General features: G+C 70.5%; 12 protein-coding genes and 1 pseudogene. 6 read left to right on the top strand and 7 right to left on the bottom strand.

Annotated features, from left to right (window positions below; genetic code table 11):
• Positions 1–99: 99 nt before the first annotated feature.
• Positions 100–1,074 carry a M15 family metallopeptidase gene (locus F6J84_RS00885; protein ID WP_238702550.1) on the bottom strand — a complete coding sequence of 325 codons (975 nt, stop codon included), beginning with the start codon at positions 1,072–1,074 and terminating at the stop codon, positions 100–102.
• 121 nt (positions 1,075–1,195) lie between these two features.
• On the opposite strand from F6J84_RS00885, the gene F6J84_RS00880 reads away from it, so the two are divergent.
• Positions 1,196–2,353: an Rv2578c family radical SAM protein gene (locus F6J84_RS00880; RefSeq protein ID WP_150970614.1), complete on the top strand. Its 1,158-nt coding sequence runs from the start codon at positions 1,196–1,198 to the stop codon at positions 2,351–2,353.
• Between the two features lie 120 nt (positions 2,354–2,473).
• On the opposite strand, the gene F6J84_RS00875 is transcribed toward F6J84_RS00880, so the two are convergent.
• Positions 2,474–4,771, bottom strand: coding sequence for a DEAD/DEAH box helicase (locus F6J84_RS00875; RefSeq protein ID WP_150970613.1), 2,298 nt, complete (start codon positions 4,769–4,771; stop codon positions 2,474–2,476).
• 236 nt (positions 4,772–5,007) lie between these two features.
• On the opposite strand from F6J84_RS00875, the gene F6J84_RS00870 reads away from it, so the two are divergent.
• A complete protein-coding gene (locus F6J84_RS00870) occupies positions 5,008–5,913 on the top strand; it encodes an aldose 1-epimerase family protein (RefSeq protein WP_150970611.1) in 906 nt (301 codons plus the stop codon).
• A 219-nt stretch (positions 5,914–6,132) separates the two neighbouring features.
• Positions 6,133–6,786: pseudogene (locus tag F6J84_RS15620) on the top strand (DUF998 domain-containing protein); the annotation flags it as partial.
• A 235-nt stretch (positions 6,787–7,021) separates the two neighbouring features.
• Here the strand turns inward: F6J84_RS15620 and F6J84_RS00860 are convergent.
• The 3 genes from F6J84_RS00860 to F6J84_RS00850 all read right to left on the bottom strand — a co-directional run bounded on the left by F6J84_RS00860 (position 7,022) and on the right by F6J84_RS00850 (position 11,575).
• Positions 7,022–10,189: an efflux RND transporter permease subunit gene (locus F6J84_RS00860; RefSeq protein WP_150970607.1), complete on the bottom strand. Its 3,168-nt coding sequence runs from the start codon at positions 10,187–10,189 to the stop codon at positions 7,022–7,024.
• A 148-nt stretch (positions 10,190–10,337) separates the two neighbouring features.
• The gene (locus tag F6J84_RS00855; RefSeq protein ID WP_150970605.1) at positions 10,338–11,300 is read right to left on the bottom strand and encodes a DNA topoisomerase IB; all 963 of its coding nucleotides are present in this window, start codon (positions 11,298–11,300) and stop codon (positions 10,338–10,340) included.
• Positions 11,301–11,305: 5 nt separating this feature from the next.
• Positions 11,306–11,575, bottom strand: coding sequence for a DUF7218 family protein (locus F6J84_RS00850; RefSeq protein ID WP_150970603.1), 270 nt, complete (start codon positions 11,573–11,575; stop codon positions 11,306–11,308).
• Positions 11,576–11,826: 251 nt separating this feature from the next.
• Between F6J84_RS00850 and F6J84_RS00845 the strand changes: the two genes are divergently transcribed.
• Positions 11,827–11,991: a DUF2207 domain-containing protein gene (locus F6J84_RS00845; RefSeq protein WP_150893422.1), complete on the top strand. Its 165-nt coding sequence runs from the start codon at positions 11,827–11,829 to the stop codon at positions 11,989–11,991.
• A 97-nt stretch (positions 11,992–12,088) separates the two neighbouring features.
• On the opposite strand, the gene F6J84_RS00840 is transcribed toward F6J84_RS00845, so the two are convergent.
• The gene (locus tag F6J84_RS00840; RefSeq protein WP_150970601.1) at positions 12,089–12,847 is read right to left on the bottom strand and encodes a MerR family transcriptional regulator; all 759 of its coding nucleotides are present in this window, start codon (positions 12,845–12,847) and stop codon (positions 12,089–12,091) included.
• A 155-nt stretch (positions 12,848–13,002) separates the two neighbouring features.
• On the opposite strand from F6J84_RS00840, the gene F6J84_RS00835 reads away from it, so the two are divergent.
• Both F6J84_RS00835 and F6J84_RS00830 read left to right on the top strand, forming a co-directional pair.
• A complete protein-coding gene (locus tag F6J84_RS00835; RefSeq protein WP_150893418.1) occupies positions 13,003–13,857 on the top strand; it encodes a DUF4097 family beta strand repeat-containing protein in 855 nt (284 codons plus the stop codon).
• Entirely contained in the window at positions 13,857–14,471 is a 615-nt protein-coding gene (locus F6J84_RS00830) for a PadR family transcriptional regulator (protein WP_150970599.1), read from the top strand. Before F6J84_RS00835 ends, F6J84_RS00830 begins: the two co-directional genes overlap by 1 nt.
• 2 nt (positions 14,472–14,473) lie before the next feature.
• Here F6J84_RS00830 and F6J84_RS00825 read toward each other — a convergent pair whose 3' ends face one another.
• Positions 14,474–14,974: a universal stress protein gene (locus F6J84_RS00825; RefSeq protein WP_150970597.1), complete on the bottom strand. Its 501-nt coding sequence runs from the start codon at positions 14,972–14,974 to the stop codon at positions 14,474–14,476.
• Between the last annotated feature and the right edge of the window lie 114 nt (positions 14,975–15,088).

Raw genomic sequence — 15,088 nt, 5'->3', positions numbered from 1 at the left:
TTCTAGGCGAAGCGCGCGGACGCGGCCAGGATGCTGTGGGATTCCATCCCGGCTGGCGCGGAACTGAGTTCCGCGATTGTCGGTCTCCGCGAAAGCCGATCAACCGGGGTAGGCCGGGGCCGCCGGAAGCCCGAAGAACTCCTCCAGGCTGCGCCATCCGCCCTCGTGATACGCGCGCGCCAGTTCCGGCCCGATGAACCTGAGGTGCCAGGGCTCCGCCTCATAACCGGTGATCGCGGTGCTGTCCGCCTCGTACCGGACGATGAACCCGAACTCCCACCCGTTCTGCGCGACCCACTGCCCCACCGGCGACGGGCCGAAGTCGTCGAGCGTGCCGCATCCCTCTGCGCACGGCATCAGATCCATCGTGATGCCGAGCTGGTGCTCGCTGTACCCGGGGCGCGCGCTGGAGACGTCCGCCTCAGCCTGTCCCCCGCGAGCGACGTTCTCGGCATACGTGCGGACCTGCATGTCGTACGAACGGTAACCGCTGAGCTGACCGATCTCCCCCACCCCCGCCTGCCGCGCCGCCGCGGCCATGGCGGCGAGCGCGTCGGCGGCGTCCTGGCGGAGGATCCCGCCGTTGAACGTCCGCAGACCCTCCACCGTCACCAGCCCCTGCGGTTCATAGGAGACCGGTTCGAGCGGACGCTGCTTGTTCACGACGACCCACCGCCGAGCGGGGTCCGAGAGCGAGATGCACGGCGCCGCACCGGTCACCACGGCCTCGCGGAAGGCGACGCCGCCGCCCGCCGCCACCACGACCGCCTCGTCGTCACCCGCCGCCATCGCGGCAGCGACCGCCGGGTCGTCGCAGATGGAGGGGGACGGGGCCACGGTGGTGAACCGGGGGGCGGGAAGCGACTGGACCCCGGCCGGTCGCGCTGCGGCAGCCTCCCCGCCCGTCTGGTCGGAGCCCGTCCCGCCGGTGATACCGGCGATACCCGCGATCACCGCGACCACGGCCAGCACCCCCAGGCACAGCACGGCGAGCCGCCGGCGACGGAGCCGGAGGGCTGTCGCGCGGGCGGCACGGCGGGTCGGGGCCGCCGCGGGTTCGGCGGGGTGGATCACCGGACCATTGTCCTCTACGCCGCCGGCGTCCGCGCCCCCACAGCGGACCGCGATGGATCTTGTGTACGATCGGCACGCCGACCGCATTGACTCCGGTTCGTCTTTTTGTTCTACTCGCTGTATGAGATGGCAGGGTCAGCAGGTGGGCGCGACGGATGCGGACGCGCTCCCGGGACTCGAGCGCCTCACGGGTCTCGTGCGCTCCGTGACGACCCCCGAGTTCGCGGGGATGACGTTCCACGAGGTGGCGGCGAAGTCGGCACTGAACCACGTGCCCGGCTCATCCGCGATGCCCTTCGACTGGACGGTGAACCCCTACCGGGGTTGCTCGCATGCCTGCGTCTACTGCTTCGCCCGCGGCACCCACACGTACCTGGACCTCGACACCGGTCGGGATTTCGACTCGCAGGTCGTCGTCAAGGTCAACGTCGCCGAGGTGCTCGAGCGGGAACTGCATCGGCCGTCCTGGGCGCGCGAGCACGTCGCGCTCGGGACGAACACCGACCCGTACCAGCGCGCCGAGGGACGCTACCGCCTGATGCCGGGGATCATCGACGCGCTCGCGGCTTCGGGCACGCCGTTCTCCATCCTCACCAAGGGCACGCTGCTGCGCCGGGATCTTCCGGTGCTGCAGCGGGCGCGTGAGCACGTCTCCGTCTCGCTGGCGATGTCGATCGCGGTCTACGACGACGAGCTGCAGAAGGCGATCGAGCCCGGGACGCCGACGGCGCAGGCGCGCCTCGACACCGTGCGGGCGGCGACGGACGCGGGGTTCCGGGTGTCCGTGTTCCTCATGCCCGTACTCCCCCACCTCACCGACTCCGCGGCGGCCCTCGATGACGCCCTGGCGCGGATCCGGGCCGCCGGCGCCGTGCGCGTCGTCTACGGCGCTCTTCATCTGCGCCCGGGCGTGAAGCCCTGGTTCATGCAGTGGCTCGCGCGGGAGCACCAGGAGCTCGTACCGAAGTACCTGGGTCTGTACCCGGGTGCGGCGACCTCAGCACCGAAGGGCTACCGGCAGTGGCTGGCGGGCCGCATCCGTCCGCTCCTGCGCGCGCACCGGCTGGACGGACGCGACGAGGAGGAGCCGGTGCGCGCGCGGCCGGTGTCCCCATCCGTGGCGCAGAGCGTGCGCACGACGGCTTCCGCCGCCACGGCAGGGCGCTCGCTCTTCGGCGACGATGCGGTGACCCTCGTTCCGGTCCGTCGGGGGCCGGGTCCCGTCCGTTCGACCGGCCGAACCCCGGCCATCGCCCCCGCCCCGCAGCCGCTGTTCTGACCGCTCCGGAGCCCTGCGCCCCGGCAAAAGACCGCGAGACTGCATCCCCCGCACGAGACGGAGCGTGGGAACGTCCGTCTCGTGGCGGGAGTGCAGTCTCGCGGTCGAGGGGATGCGGGATCAGCCGGTGACGTCGGCGAGCTGGCGGCCGGCGACCTCTTCGATCAGGTCGTCGCCGATGCTCACCTCGTCGAACGGCGCATCGATCTCGGCACGGCCGAGCAGCTCGGTCATGCGACGACGACGCTGGCGGGTGATGAGGGTCACCACCGTGCCTCGGCGGCCGGCGCGGCCGGTGCGGCCGGAACGGTGCAGGTAGGTCTTGAACTCGTCCGGCGCGTCGGCCTGGACGACCAGGTCGATGTCATCGACGTGGATGCCGCGGGCTGCGACGTCCGTGGCGACGAGCACCTGCACCTTGCCGTCGGTCAGACGCTGCAGATTGCGGGTGCGGCGTGCCTGGTTGAGGTCACCGTGCAGCGCCACCGCGGCGATACCGGCATCCTCGAACGCTTCGGCGAGCATCTCGGCGTAGGCACGGGTGCGGGCGAACACGAGCGTCTTCCCGTCACGGTCCACGAGAGAGGTGAGCATCTCACCCTTGTCCCGGTGGTCGATCACGAAGACCCGGTGGTCGATCGTGCCGGAGTCCTGCGTCTCACCGGCGACCTCGTACACGGCCGGATCGCGGAGGAACTCGTCGACCAGCGCCGCGACCTCACGGTCGAGCGTCGCCGAGAACAGCAGCTTCTGGCTGTGCGGGGCGGTACGGCGGAGGATGCGCTGCACCGGCTCGACGAAGCCGAGCTCGCACATGTGGTCCGCCTCGTCGAGCACCGCGATCTCCACCTGGGAGAGGTCGAGCTTGCCCTGGTTGACCAGGTCCTCGATGCGACCGGGCGTGCCGATGATGATGTCGACGCCCTTCTTGAGCGCGCCCACCTGACGCGCCTGCGGCACGCCACCGTAGATCTGCGTCGTGAACAGGCCGACGCTGCGCGCGATCGGCTGCACCGTACGGTCGATCTGGAGCGCGAGCTCACGCGTCGGCGCCATGATCAGTGCGCGGGGCGCACGCCCGAACTCGCGCTTCGTGCCGGCCTGCGCGCGCAGCACGTTCTCCACCAGCGGAGCACCGAAGGCGATGGTCTTGCCCGAGCCGGTACGGCCGCGGGCGAGGACGTCGCGGCCCTCGAGGATCGACGGCACGGTGGCCGCCTGGATCGGGAAGGGCGACGGAGCACCCAGCTCGGCGAGCGCCTTCACGATGTTCTGGCCGAGGCCCAGATCTCCGAACCCCTGGCCTTCGACGGCGGCAGCCACCACGGACTGCGCCTCGAGCCGCTCGTGCACGACATCCACGTTCGGGTCGTGCGCCTTGGGCGCGGCCTTCCAGTCCGAACGACCCGGTCCGTCCGTGCGACGGGGGCGGTCATCGGACGAACGCCGAGGACGGTCGTCGAACGACCGTGCCGGACGGCCCTCGGTGCGACGCGGGCGCTGGTCGTAAGACCGGGCGGACCCTTCGTCGAACGAGCGGCCGGGACGGTCGCCGAAGGAGCGGCGCGGCCGGTCCTCGGCTGCACGCGCGGGGCGCTCGTCGCGGACCGGACGGTCGTCGAAGCGGCGCTGCGGGCGATCGGAGTGCGCCGGGCGGCCCTCGAAGGAGCGTGCGGGACGGTCGTCCTGCGAGCGCCGCTGCGGGCGGTCGTCGTACGAGCGTGCCGGACGGCCGCCGGAGGGACGGGCGGGACGGTCGCTGTACGAGCGTGCCGGCCGGTCGTCGTTCCGACGCGGGCGGTCGTCGAACGAGCGTGCCGGGCGGTCGTCGTTCCGAGCCGGACGGTCGCCGTAGGAACGGGCCGGACGGTCGTCGTAGGAACGAGCCGGACGATCATCGTTCCGACGCGGACGGTCGTCGAACGAACGCGCCGGGCGCGCGCCGGTCGGGCGAGCGGGGCGGTCGGCGTAGGAGCGAGCGGGACGGTCGCTGTACGAACGCGCCGGCCGGTCGTCGTGGGAGCGCGCAGGGCGGTCGCTGTACGAACGCGCCGGACGGTCGTCGTTCCGACGCGGACGGTCATCGTAGGAACGAGCCGGACGGTCATCGTACGAACGAGCGGGTCGGTCGTCGTAGGAACGAGCCGGACGGTCGTCCTGACCGCGGCTCTGCGTACGGATGCCGCGAGCTTCGTCGCGTCCGGCGCGCTCCTGCGCGGTCCAGCGGCGCTTCGGGGCGGCCGACTCGGTGGTCTCCTCCGCGCGGTACCCGCGGTGGCCGGCGCTCTTGGATCCGGTCGTCCCGGCCGAGGCCTCGCCCGGGCGACGCTTACGGTCCTGGAACGAGGTCTTCGCGCCGTAGCGCGGCTCGAAGTTCTTGGCGGGTCGTCCGCCGGCGGGTTTCTTGCTCTTGGGCATGGTGGTGTCCTTCTGGGTTCTCTCGCACGAGAACAGCACCCACGTACACGTGGGGATACCCGGACAGTCGTCGGCCGGGGGCCATTATCGATGATGATCATGCGCGCAGATCAGCGCTCACCATCGGCCCCTTGGACTCACAAACCCATCCGCGCAGCATGCGCGGTGTCCAGAGCCGACGCTCCAGGGTAGCCCACCGACCTGAGAGGAGCCCGGCCACGGTCTACCCTGAAGGGATGAGCAGCGACCCCACGGGACGACGCTTCGTCCTCACCTCGTCCGCGGGTTCCGCCGAGATCGCCCAAGTGGGTGCGGCACTGCGCGCCCTCCGCATCGGCGCCACCGATCTCGTCCCGCGCTACCCCGACGCGGCGCCCACGCCCGCCGCATCCGGTGTCGTGCTCGTCCCCTGGCCCAATCGGATCCGGGACGGGCGTTGGACCCAGCGCGGCGAGACCCATCAGCTCGCGATCAGTGAGCCGAAGTTGGGGAACGCCTCGCACGGGCTGCTGCGCTTCACTCCCTACCGGGCGGTCGCGGAGCGCGCGGATGCCGTCAGCCTCGCCGCGGAGGTGTTCCCGCAGACCGGCTACCCCTTCCACCTCGACACCCGCGTCACCTACACGCTCACGGATCACGGCCTCGACGTCGCGCACAGGATCGTCAACGTGGGCATGCAGACCGCGCCGGTCGCGGTGGGGACGCACCCCTACCTCTTCATCTCCGACGTCCCGACCGCCGACCTGCGAGTGCAGCTCGACGCGGAGTCCTGGTTCCGCACGGACGACCGGAGCCTCCCCGTCGGCGAGGAGCCGCTCGACCCGCCGCATGACCTCCGCGCCCCACGCCGCCTCGGCGACCTGGACCTCGACACCGCGTACGCGGGTCTGCCGCGCGGGGCCGACGGGCGCGCCCGCGGCGTCCTGCACGCCCCCGATGGTCGCCGCCTGGAGCTGTGGGCGGGACGCGACTTCGACTTTCTGCAGGTGTTCACCACGGACCGCTACCCCGGCCAGGACCTCGCCGTGGCGATCGAGCCCATGACCGCGCCGGCCGATGCCTTCAACTCGGGACGCGGTCTGCGCTGGCTCGAACCCGGCGACGCGTGGGATCTCGAGTGGGGTCTCGCACTGCACTCCTGAGCGCGTCGAGGCACCCTACGGCGGCGCATACTCCGTCACGACTCGTCAACCGGTAACACGCGCCGGACCTGCTGTTAACCGATGGACTATATCTTTAGGTACAGCGGGGCGACCCGCCGTGCCGGGGGACCTGCTTCCGGCGCTTCACATCCGGTGCGGGACGGGGCTAAGGCGCCCTCACCGGCATAACCGGTGTCCGTCTGGGTGGAGGGTACCCGCATGCGTCTCGCAGTTCCGTTCTTTTCCGGTGTCTCATCGGCCGTGATCGCTTTCGGCCAGACACCGCCGGAGCGCACTCGCGTGCGGGCGTGGACGGCACGTCTGCTCGGCGCCAGCGCCATGCACCTCGCGGTCCTGGTGCTGCTCATCCTGGTCGTCGGCATCGGCATCTCCATCGCCACCACGACCGACCCGCAGTGGTGGCGTCTGCACTTCAGCCAGCTCGGCACGTTCAAGAACGGGTCGGCCGCCTTCTTCAACGGCGCGCTCATCGTGGGCGGAAGCGCCGTCGTGATCTTCGGGCGGGCTGCCGCGCGTGAACTGCGGAGCCTCGGGCGCAACCGTGTCCGGCGCGGAACCGCCCGCACCGCCCGCATCTGCTTCTCCACGATCGGCGTGAATCTCGCCCTCGTCGGTTGCATCCCGCTCAACTCGAACGGATTCGTGCACGACCGGGTCGCTGCGGGCATGGTGCTCGGCTTCGCCACCCTGCTGCTGGTGAGCCCGGTCATGATGCACCGCATGCCGCGCCGGCTGCTCCTGGCGACGGTCGCCATCTTCGTCGTCCTCTTCGCCGGCGCCTGGGTCTTCGTCACCGGCGACATCAACCTGGCCCTGTTCGAGGTCATCGCCTTCGGGTCCATGTTCGCGTGGTCGGGCGTCTTCCTCAGCGCCCTCACGGTGTCCGCGCAGCGGGATGCCGCACTCACCCCCTCCGCCGCCCCGGCCGTCGTCGCCGCCGCCCCGGCCGTCGTCTCCGCTGCTCCGGTCGCCGCCCCGGCCTCCATCCCGAGTGCGGCCCGGGCGATCGCCGCGCCGACGGCCGCCGCCGCCGTGGGGATCGCACCCTCGGCACCGGCCGAGCAGGACGCCCCCCGGCCGGTCGCCGCTACTGCGCGGCGCTCCGCAGTGCCCGCCGCGTGGGCGGAGGTCCGTCCGGTCCGCCATCTGGCGCCGCGTCGCCCTCGGGCGCATCGCCGCGTGACGCGGCGCGACGTTCCCGTGCGCCCTCGACGAGGTTGTACAGCGTCGGCAGGACGAGCAACGTCAGAACGGTCGAGGACAGCAATCCGCCGATGACGACGATCGCCAGCGGCTGGGAGATGAACCCGCCGTGACCGGTGATGCCGAGCCCCATCGGCGTCAGCGCCAGGATCGTCGCCAGCGCCGTCATCAGGATCGGCCGCAGTCGGCGTGACCCACCCGCGATCGTCGCGTCGTGGGCGTTCATGCCCTTCTCCCGGTACTGGTTCACGAGGTCGACGAGCACGATCGCGTTCGTGACCACGATGCCGATGAGCATGAGCACGCCGATCAGCGAGGCGACGCCCAGCGGCACTCCGGTCGCCAGCTGCAGGAGGATGGCGCCGGTCGCGGCGAAGGGCACCGAGACGAGCAGCAGCAGCGGCTGGCGGAGCGACTTGAAGGTCGCCACCATCACGATGTACACGATGAGGATGGCTGCGAGCAGGGCCAGCCCGAGCTGAGCGAACGCGTCCGTCTGCTGAGTCAGCACGCCGCCGATCGAGGCGTCCGCGCCGGCCGGGAGCGCGACATCCGCGAGGGCGGTGTTCACGGTGGCGGACACCGCGGTCAGGTCGTCCCCGGAGGGAGTGACCGTCACGGTCGCGGTGCGCTGCCCGCGGGTGGTGGTGATCGAGGTCGGGCCCTGGCTCTCCTCGACGGTGGCGATCTCGTCCAGCCGCACCGGGCCCGCTGCCGACGGCACCTGCAGGGCGCGCAGTTCATCGAGGGTCGCCGGGCGCTGAGCGGCGGCCAGATAAACGGTCAGGGTGGTGTCGTCGATCTCGACCGCCCCGATGGAGCGCGGCTGCATCGTGTTGGACACCAGCGCACCCACGGCGACCTCGGACAGCCCGAGCGACGCCGCCTTGTCGCGGTCGACCACCACGGCGATGTACGGCAAGGATGCGGACAGGTTCGTCCGGACCTGGCTGATGCCCTCGGAGCCGTCGAGCGAAGCGACGACGGCGTCCGTCGCTTCCTGCAGCGTCTGCTGATCGGGGGCGGTGACGTCGATCTCGATGTCGCTGGAGCCGAAGCCACCACCGGATGCGGCGACCGTGATGGTCCCGGCACCCTCGAGGCCCGCGACGGCGTCCTGCACCCGCTCGCGCAGCTCGACCTGGTCAGCGTCCGCATCCGTGGTGATGGAGTAGGTGATCCCCCCGCCACCGCCGGCGAACGCGTCGCGGATGGCGGATCCGCTGGATCCGATGGAGACCTGGACGGTCTCGATCCCGTCGAGTTCGACGATCGCGTCCTCGACCAGCTGGGCTGCGGCATCCTCGGCCTCGAGGCTGGAGGACGGGCCCAGGGTCTGGGTCATGCTGAAGGTGTTCTGCCCCGAGTCGCCGATGAAGTTCGTCTTCATGAGCGGTGCCAGCGCCGCCGTGCCGATGAGCACGATCACCGCCAGCCCGAGCGTCGCCCAGGAGTGGGCGAGCGTCCAGGAGAGCACCGGCAGGTAGGCCTTCTGCAGGCGCGAGGGCGGGGCCTCCGGGGACTCGGGATCGACCGGCGAGCCGGACGCGTCCAGCAGGGGCTTGCCCGGGCGCAGGAACCAGTAGGCCAGCACCGGCACGATGGTGAGGGCGACGAACAACGACGCCACCATGGCGATGGTGACTGTCAGCGCGAAGGGCCGGAACAGCTCGCCGGTCAGGTCCCCGACGAACGCGATCGGCAGGAACACCGCGACGGTCGTGATCGTGGAGGCGGTGATGGCCGCGGCGACCTCGCGGACGGCCAGCAGGATGGAGGCGCGCTTGTCCGCGTCGCCCACGTAGTGCCGTTTGATGTTCTCGATCACGACGATGGAGTCGTCCACCACGCGACCGATCGCGATCGTCAGCGCACCGAGGGTGAGGATGTTCAGGGAGTAGCCGAATGCCTGGATGCCGATGAACGTGATGAGCACGCTCGTCGGGATCGAGATGGCCGTGACCATGGTCGAGCGCACCGACAGCAGGAACAGCAGGATCACGAGCACGGCGAAGACGAGCCCGAGCAGGCCCTCCTCGGCGAGAGCCTGGATCGACTGCTCGATGTACGGCGCCTGGTCGAAGACGATGGAGAACTCCGCGGCACCGCCGAGCGACTCGCTGAGGGCGGGGAGCGCGGCGGTGACGGCGCGGGAGACGTCCACCGTGTTGGCGGACGGCAGCTTCGTCACCGCGATGGTGAGCGCCGGCTCGCCGTCCACCCGGGAGACGGAGGTGATGGGGTCGGCGGCCTGCGCCACCGTCGCGACCGATCCGATCGTGACGGTGCCGTCCGCGGACTGCTCGGGCGAGGTCGGTACCAGCGGCAGCGCGGCGATCTCGTCGACGGAGGTGAGCTTCGTCCCGGTCTGGACCGTCAGGGTCTGGTCGCCCTCGGTGATCTGCCCGCCCGGGAACAGGACGCCGTTCTGATCGAGCGCGTCGGTGATGGCCTCCTGGCTGAAACCGGCGGCGGCCAGCGCTGCCTGATCGGGCGTGATCACCACGCGCTGCCCGACGCCGCCGACGATGCCGGCCGCGTTCACGCCGTCGATGTCCTCGAGCTCGGGGATGACGGTCCGCTCGAGCTGCGCCTGGATCTCGGACTCGTTCTCGTATCCGGTCACGGCGAGCTGGATGACGGGCAGGTCGTCGATCGAGACCGCGATGACGTTCGGTTCGACCGATTCCGGCAGCTGCGACTTGATCCGGTTGATCGCCAGGCTGATCTTCTGCTCGGCAGTCGCGAGGTTCGTGCCGTAGGTGAACGACGCCTGCACGATGGAGGCGTTGGTCGTGCTCGTCGCCGTGGTCGATTCGAGGCCCGCCACACCCTGGATGGCGTTCTCGATCGGCACCGAGACGTCGTTGGCCACGACCTCCGGCGAAGCGCCCGGGTAGGTCGACAGGATGGACAGCTGCGGGAACTCGATCGAGGGGATCAGTTCCTGCTTCAGGTTCACCAGGGCGAGCGAGCCGAAGACGGCGGCGACGATGGTCACGAGCGCGATGAGCGCGCGGTTCTTGAGGCTCAGGACGGCGAGTGAGGACACGGGCGCGCTTTCGTGACGGCCGGCGCGAACCGGATGCGGGAGGTGCGGCGCCGCGGAGCGGCATCGATACAGGAACGTATCGGCTCAGTATCCCATGCACCCGGGCGCCCGAGGCGGTTGGGCGGAGTACGCCCCGACCGCCTCGCGGTCAGCGCTGGACGAGTCTGCGCAGCGCCGTCTCCGGGGCGACGTCGGTCTCGAGCAGTCGCCCGCGGCCGTAGGCCTTCCACACCCGCGGATCGATGTAGCTGCTGCGGGCGACGGACGGAGTGTTGCCGAGGAAGCCGGCGGCCGCGCGGACCGCCTCGCGTTCGCTGATCTTGCGGGCCTTCTTCGTCTCGACGTGTCCGATCCGCGCAAGGGCGTCGGCGGCGACGATGGTGCCGCGGAGGGTGCGGAAGTCCTTCGCCGTGAAGTCACCTCCGGTCAGGGCGCGGATGTAGGCGTTGACGTCGGCGGGGGTGAGCGGCACCCGGCGCCGGCCGCGCCGGAACGTGAGCAGAGTCGAGCGCGGGCGTCCCGCCGTCAGGGGTTCGAGGGCGACCGCGAGATCCTCGTCGGCGAGTTCGATGTGCGCGTGGACGCCGCTCTTCGCCGGGAAGTCCAGGATGACCACCCCCGCCTCGATCGTCGCGTCCCTCCGCTGCAGGGTGGTCAGCCCACGGCCACCGCCGCGCGCCAGGTACGTCCGGGACCCGATGCGCAGCGCGCCCGAGTCGAGCAGCCGGAACGCGGTGGCCAGCGCCGCCTCCCGGGATTCGTCCGCGCGCCTCAGCGAAGCGGTCACCCTCCCCCGCGCATGCGGAAGAGCCTCGGCGAGCGCCAGGGCGCGGGCGTATTTGCCCTTGTCCCGCCGGGTCGACCAGTCCGGGTGGTAGAGGTACTGCCGCCTGCCCGCGTCGTCCGTCCCCACCGCCTGGATGTGGCCGTGCGGGTCCGTGCAGATCCACACGTCGCGCCAGGCCGGCGGGATCACCAGAGCCGCGATGCGTTCACGGTCGGCGTCGCCGATGGAGCCGCCGTCCGGGGCGGTGTACCTGAAGCCCTTGCCCGCCCGCACGCGGGTGATGCCCGCATCCGACCCGGGGTCGACGCGGTTGAGTCCCGGCACAGCGGTCAGTGGTTGCGCAGGGCCGAGATGAGCTCGGCCTTGCGCTGGGACGAGTACCCGGTGAGACCGAGCTCCTTGGCGCGGCCGCGGAGTTCCGCCACCGTCCAGTCCTCGTAGTCCCCCGATCGGCCACCGCGGGCGCCCACCTTCGAGCGACCGTCACGCGCGGCCGCGTTCGAGATCCGGGCAGCCTTCTCCTTCGACGCCCCGCCCTCGCGGAGCTCCTCGTACAGCTCCGGGTCCTTCAGACTGTTCGCCCCGCGTCCGCCTGGCATCCACCCGTCCCCTTCCGACGCGCACCCGCGCGCACCTCGGAAAATGACATTAGGCAGCCGATTGAGAGCCGTCTGGTGGTTGACATAAGGGCCGGACGGGGTTATCAGGGGTTATCACCGCGGCGAGAACGGCGTCAACCCCCCCGAGCCCCGAAGTGCCGTGATGGGAATGTGGTCTCTGTGCCGCCACGGCATCCGGGCGCAGCGCTATCCACCCGATAGGGCGCTCGTCAACTACGAGGAGAGTCTTCATGAACATCGTGCTTCTCATCATCATCGTCGTCGCCATTGTGCTGGCGATCGTCGGTGGACTGAACACCGCGCTCAGCTGGCTCCTGTGGGTCGCGCTGATCGTGGGCGTCATCGCGCTCATCGCGTTCCTCTTCCGAGTGATCAGCGGGAACCGGCGCGCCTGACCTCGACGTCGAACGAGTAGACGAAACGGATGCCGCGGACCTTCGGGTCCGCGGCATCCGTTTCGTCTCGTGCGCGACATCTCCCCCACCCGAGGCGTCAGGCCGAGGCGTCGAGGTGGTGGAACAGGGCGTCACGGACGAACCGCGCTCCCGCTTCGCCGCCGTAGTTCCGGGCGAACCGGGGGTCCGCAACGTACATGTCGGCGAGGCCACGCACGTATGCCGTTGTGTCCCCGCCCGGCGTCGCGGCGGGCGTACCCGGCATACCGGCGAGCCAGGCGATGTGACGCGCCGCGAGTTCCTGCGCGGCCGCACCTCGGGGATCGGCACCCTCCCGCGCCGCGTCCGCCCAGGCCGCGGCGAGGTCCGCAGCATCCTCCTCCCGCGCCGTCCGGTCCTGCCGGGACATCCCCGTCCACCAATCGTGCGCGCGCGTGGCAGCCTCCGCGCCCCAGCGCTCCTCGACCTCCTCGCGATACTGCGCGTGGTCGAACCCGTCGAACATCTTCTCCGCCACCAGTTCTCTCCTTCCCTGTCGTGCCTCGATGGTCGCTTCCACCGCGGCGATCCGGCGGGCCAGCCGTTGCTGCTCCGCCCGGAGACCCCCGAGGTGCCGGGTCAGAGCGACCTCGTCGGGTTCGCCGCGATCCAGCACCGCACGGATCTCGGCGAGCCCCACGCCGGCTTCCCGGAGCAGCAGGATCCGCTGCAGACGGACGAGGGCGTCGTCGTCGTAGAACCGGTATCCGCTCCCCGCCGTGCGGCTGGGCGGAAGCAGGCCGATCGCGGCATAGTGGCGCAGCGTCCTGCTGGTGATGCCGGTGACCCGGACCACATCCTGTATCCCGAGTTCCATGGGACCTCCTTCGCTTCATCCACGGTAGAAGTTGACGTTGCGTCAACGTCAAGTGCGCTCCGGCTCGGATGCCGCCCACCTCTGTCCAATCGCGATATATCGTGTTACCGTCTCCGAACGCGATATATCGCGATTCGACGTGAGGAGAAATCGACATGAACCCCGAGAAGTGGCTCATCCACCCCGGCGAGACGCGCGTGATCGATCTGGAAGACGTGCGCACCTTCAAGATCGGGCTCGTCGGCGGGCAGATCGACATCGTGGCTCACGACGAGCCCGGCGCGCGTATCGAGGTGCACGCCGTCACGACGAAGGATCTGCGCATCTCCGCCGAGGACGGCGCCGTCGAGATCGACCACCCCCAGCTCCGCTGGGACAACTTCCTCGAGGTCTTCCGCAACTTCGGTTCCGGCGGCCCCCGAGCCGAGATCAGCGTGGCCGTGCCACGCTCGGTGGCCGTGACCCTCGGCGTCGTGAGCGCGAGCGCGCTCGTCGCCGACCTCGCCACCGACGCCCGGGTCAACACCGTCTCGGGCGACATCATCGTGGACGGCCTGCACGGGGACCTCACCGTGAACGCCGTCTCCGGCGACGTGCAGGTGCGCAGCCTCGAGGGCAGCCTCAACGCCAACAGCGTCTCCGGCGACGTGGCCGTGACCGGACGCCTGCGCAAGACGACGATCGACACGGTGTCGGGCGCGATCATGATCGATGCGGCCGAGGCGGTGCATCAGATCTCCCTGAACACCGTGAGCGGGCGCACCACCATCCGGCTGGACGAAGGCCTCGCCGCGAACTACGTCGTGCGCAGCGTCAGCGGGAAGGTGCAGATCGACGGTTCCGTGCATTCCGGACGCGGCACGGTGCCCAAGACCAACTACGTCGGCTCGACCGGCGAACTCAGCGGAACGTTCGTGGACGTCCGGGCGAACTCGGTCTCCGGCGACATCACCGTCCTACGCCGGCAGCGTCCCACGCCCGCCATCGACGACGACGCGGAGGTGCTGTGATGCCCCCCGTCTTCTCGCACGGCGACCTGCGCCTGTACCTGCTCAACCTGCTCGACGAGGGTCCGCGGCACGGCTACGACATCATGCAGGCCCTGTCCGATCGGACCGGAGGGACCTACACGCCCAGCGCCGGGACGATCTATCCGCGGCTGGCGAAGCTCGAGGAGGAAGGCCTCGTCACCAAGCGGATCGACGGGCGCAAGACGGTCTACGAGATCACCGAGCGCGGCCGGGCCGAGGTCGCCGCCCGCTCCGGCGAACTCGAAGGGATCCAGGCGGATCTCGCCGACTCCGTCCGCCTCATCGCCGACGAGGTGCGCGGCAGTATGCGCGAGGCGATGAAGAGCCTGCGCGCCGACCTGGCCGCGGCGGCCAGAGCCGAGCGGGACGCTCCGCCGCAGACGGAACCCACCCCGGACGACGCCCGCACCCGTGCCCGGGAACAGCTCCGCCGCGCAGAAGCGGGCGTGAACGAGTTCCGCGCCCAGGTGCGCACCGACCTGCGGACGCATGTCGCCCGGGGCGGAGAGCTGGCCGCGGATGCGGTGGATGCGCTCATCGACCGGCTCGACGCTGCGGCGCGCGAGCTCAGCCGATCACTACGGGACCGGTGACCTCACTCGGCCCAGGGGTCGTCGCTCTCGGTGAACGGCTCCTGGGTGGGTACGACGAGCACCGGCCGATGCTGGCGGTGCGCGAGGCGCGCCGCCACCGAACCGGTGAAGAACTCGCGGACGGTCTCCCCGAACCCGCGACGACGGGTGCCCACCACGATCACCGCGGCGTCCACCTCTTCGGCGAGGGCCTTGAGCGCCGACGCCGGGTCACCCACGAGCGAACGGAAGCTCCATTCCACACCCGCCAGGTGCTCCTCGGCGGCTTCGCGCACGTTCTGTCCGTGCCGGCTCGCGGCAGCGGAGAGGGTGAGATCGAGCGGAGCAGTCATCGGCATGCCGTCGGGGTCCTCGTAGGTGACGAAGCGCGTCACATCCACGTAGGCCACGATGAGTTCGCGCCCGAAGAGGGCGGCGTACCGAGCGGCTTCCGCCCAGACACGGTCGGACAGGTCCGGGATCGCCCCCAGGACGACCGGGCCATTGGAGACGTACTCGCTCATGATTCCTCCCCCTGGGGCCCACGCGGCGATCCGCAGGGGGCTCCGTGTTATTCTGAATTCTACTCTTACCGGCCTCAAGCCGAACACGTGAACGCGTCGAGCACCAGACGAAGC

It is taken from the genome of Microbacterium caowuchunii (assembly GCF_008727755.1).
GTDB classification, from domain to species: Bacteria; Actinomycetota; Actinomycetes; order Actinomycetales; family Microbacteriaceae; genus Microbacterium; species Microbacterium caowuchunii.
Note: the sequence above shows the minus strand (reverse complement) of the source record. Positions and strands in the feature narration are given on the sequence as shown.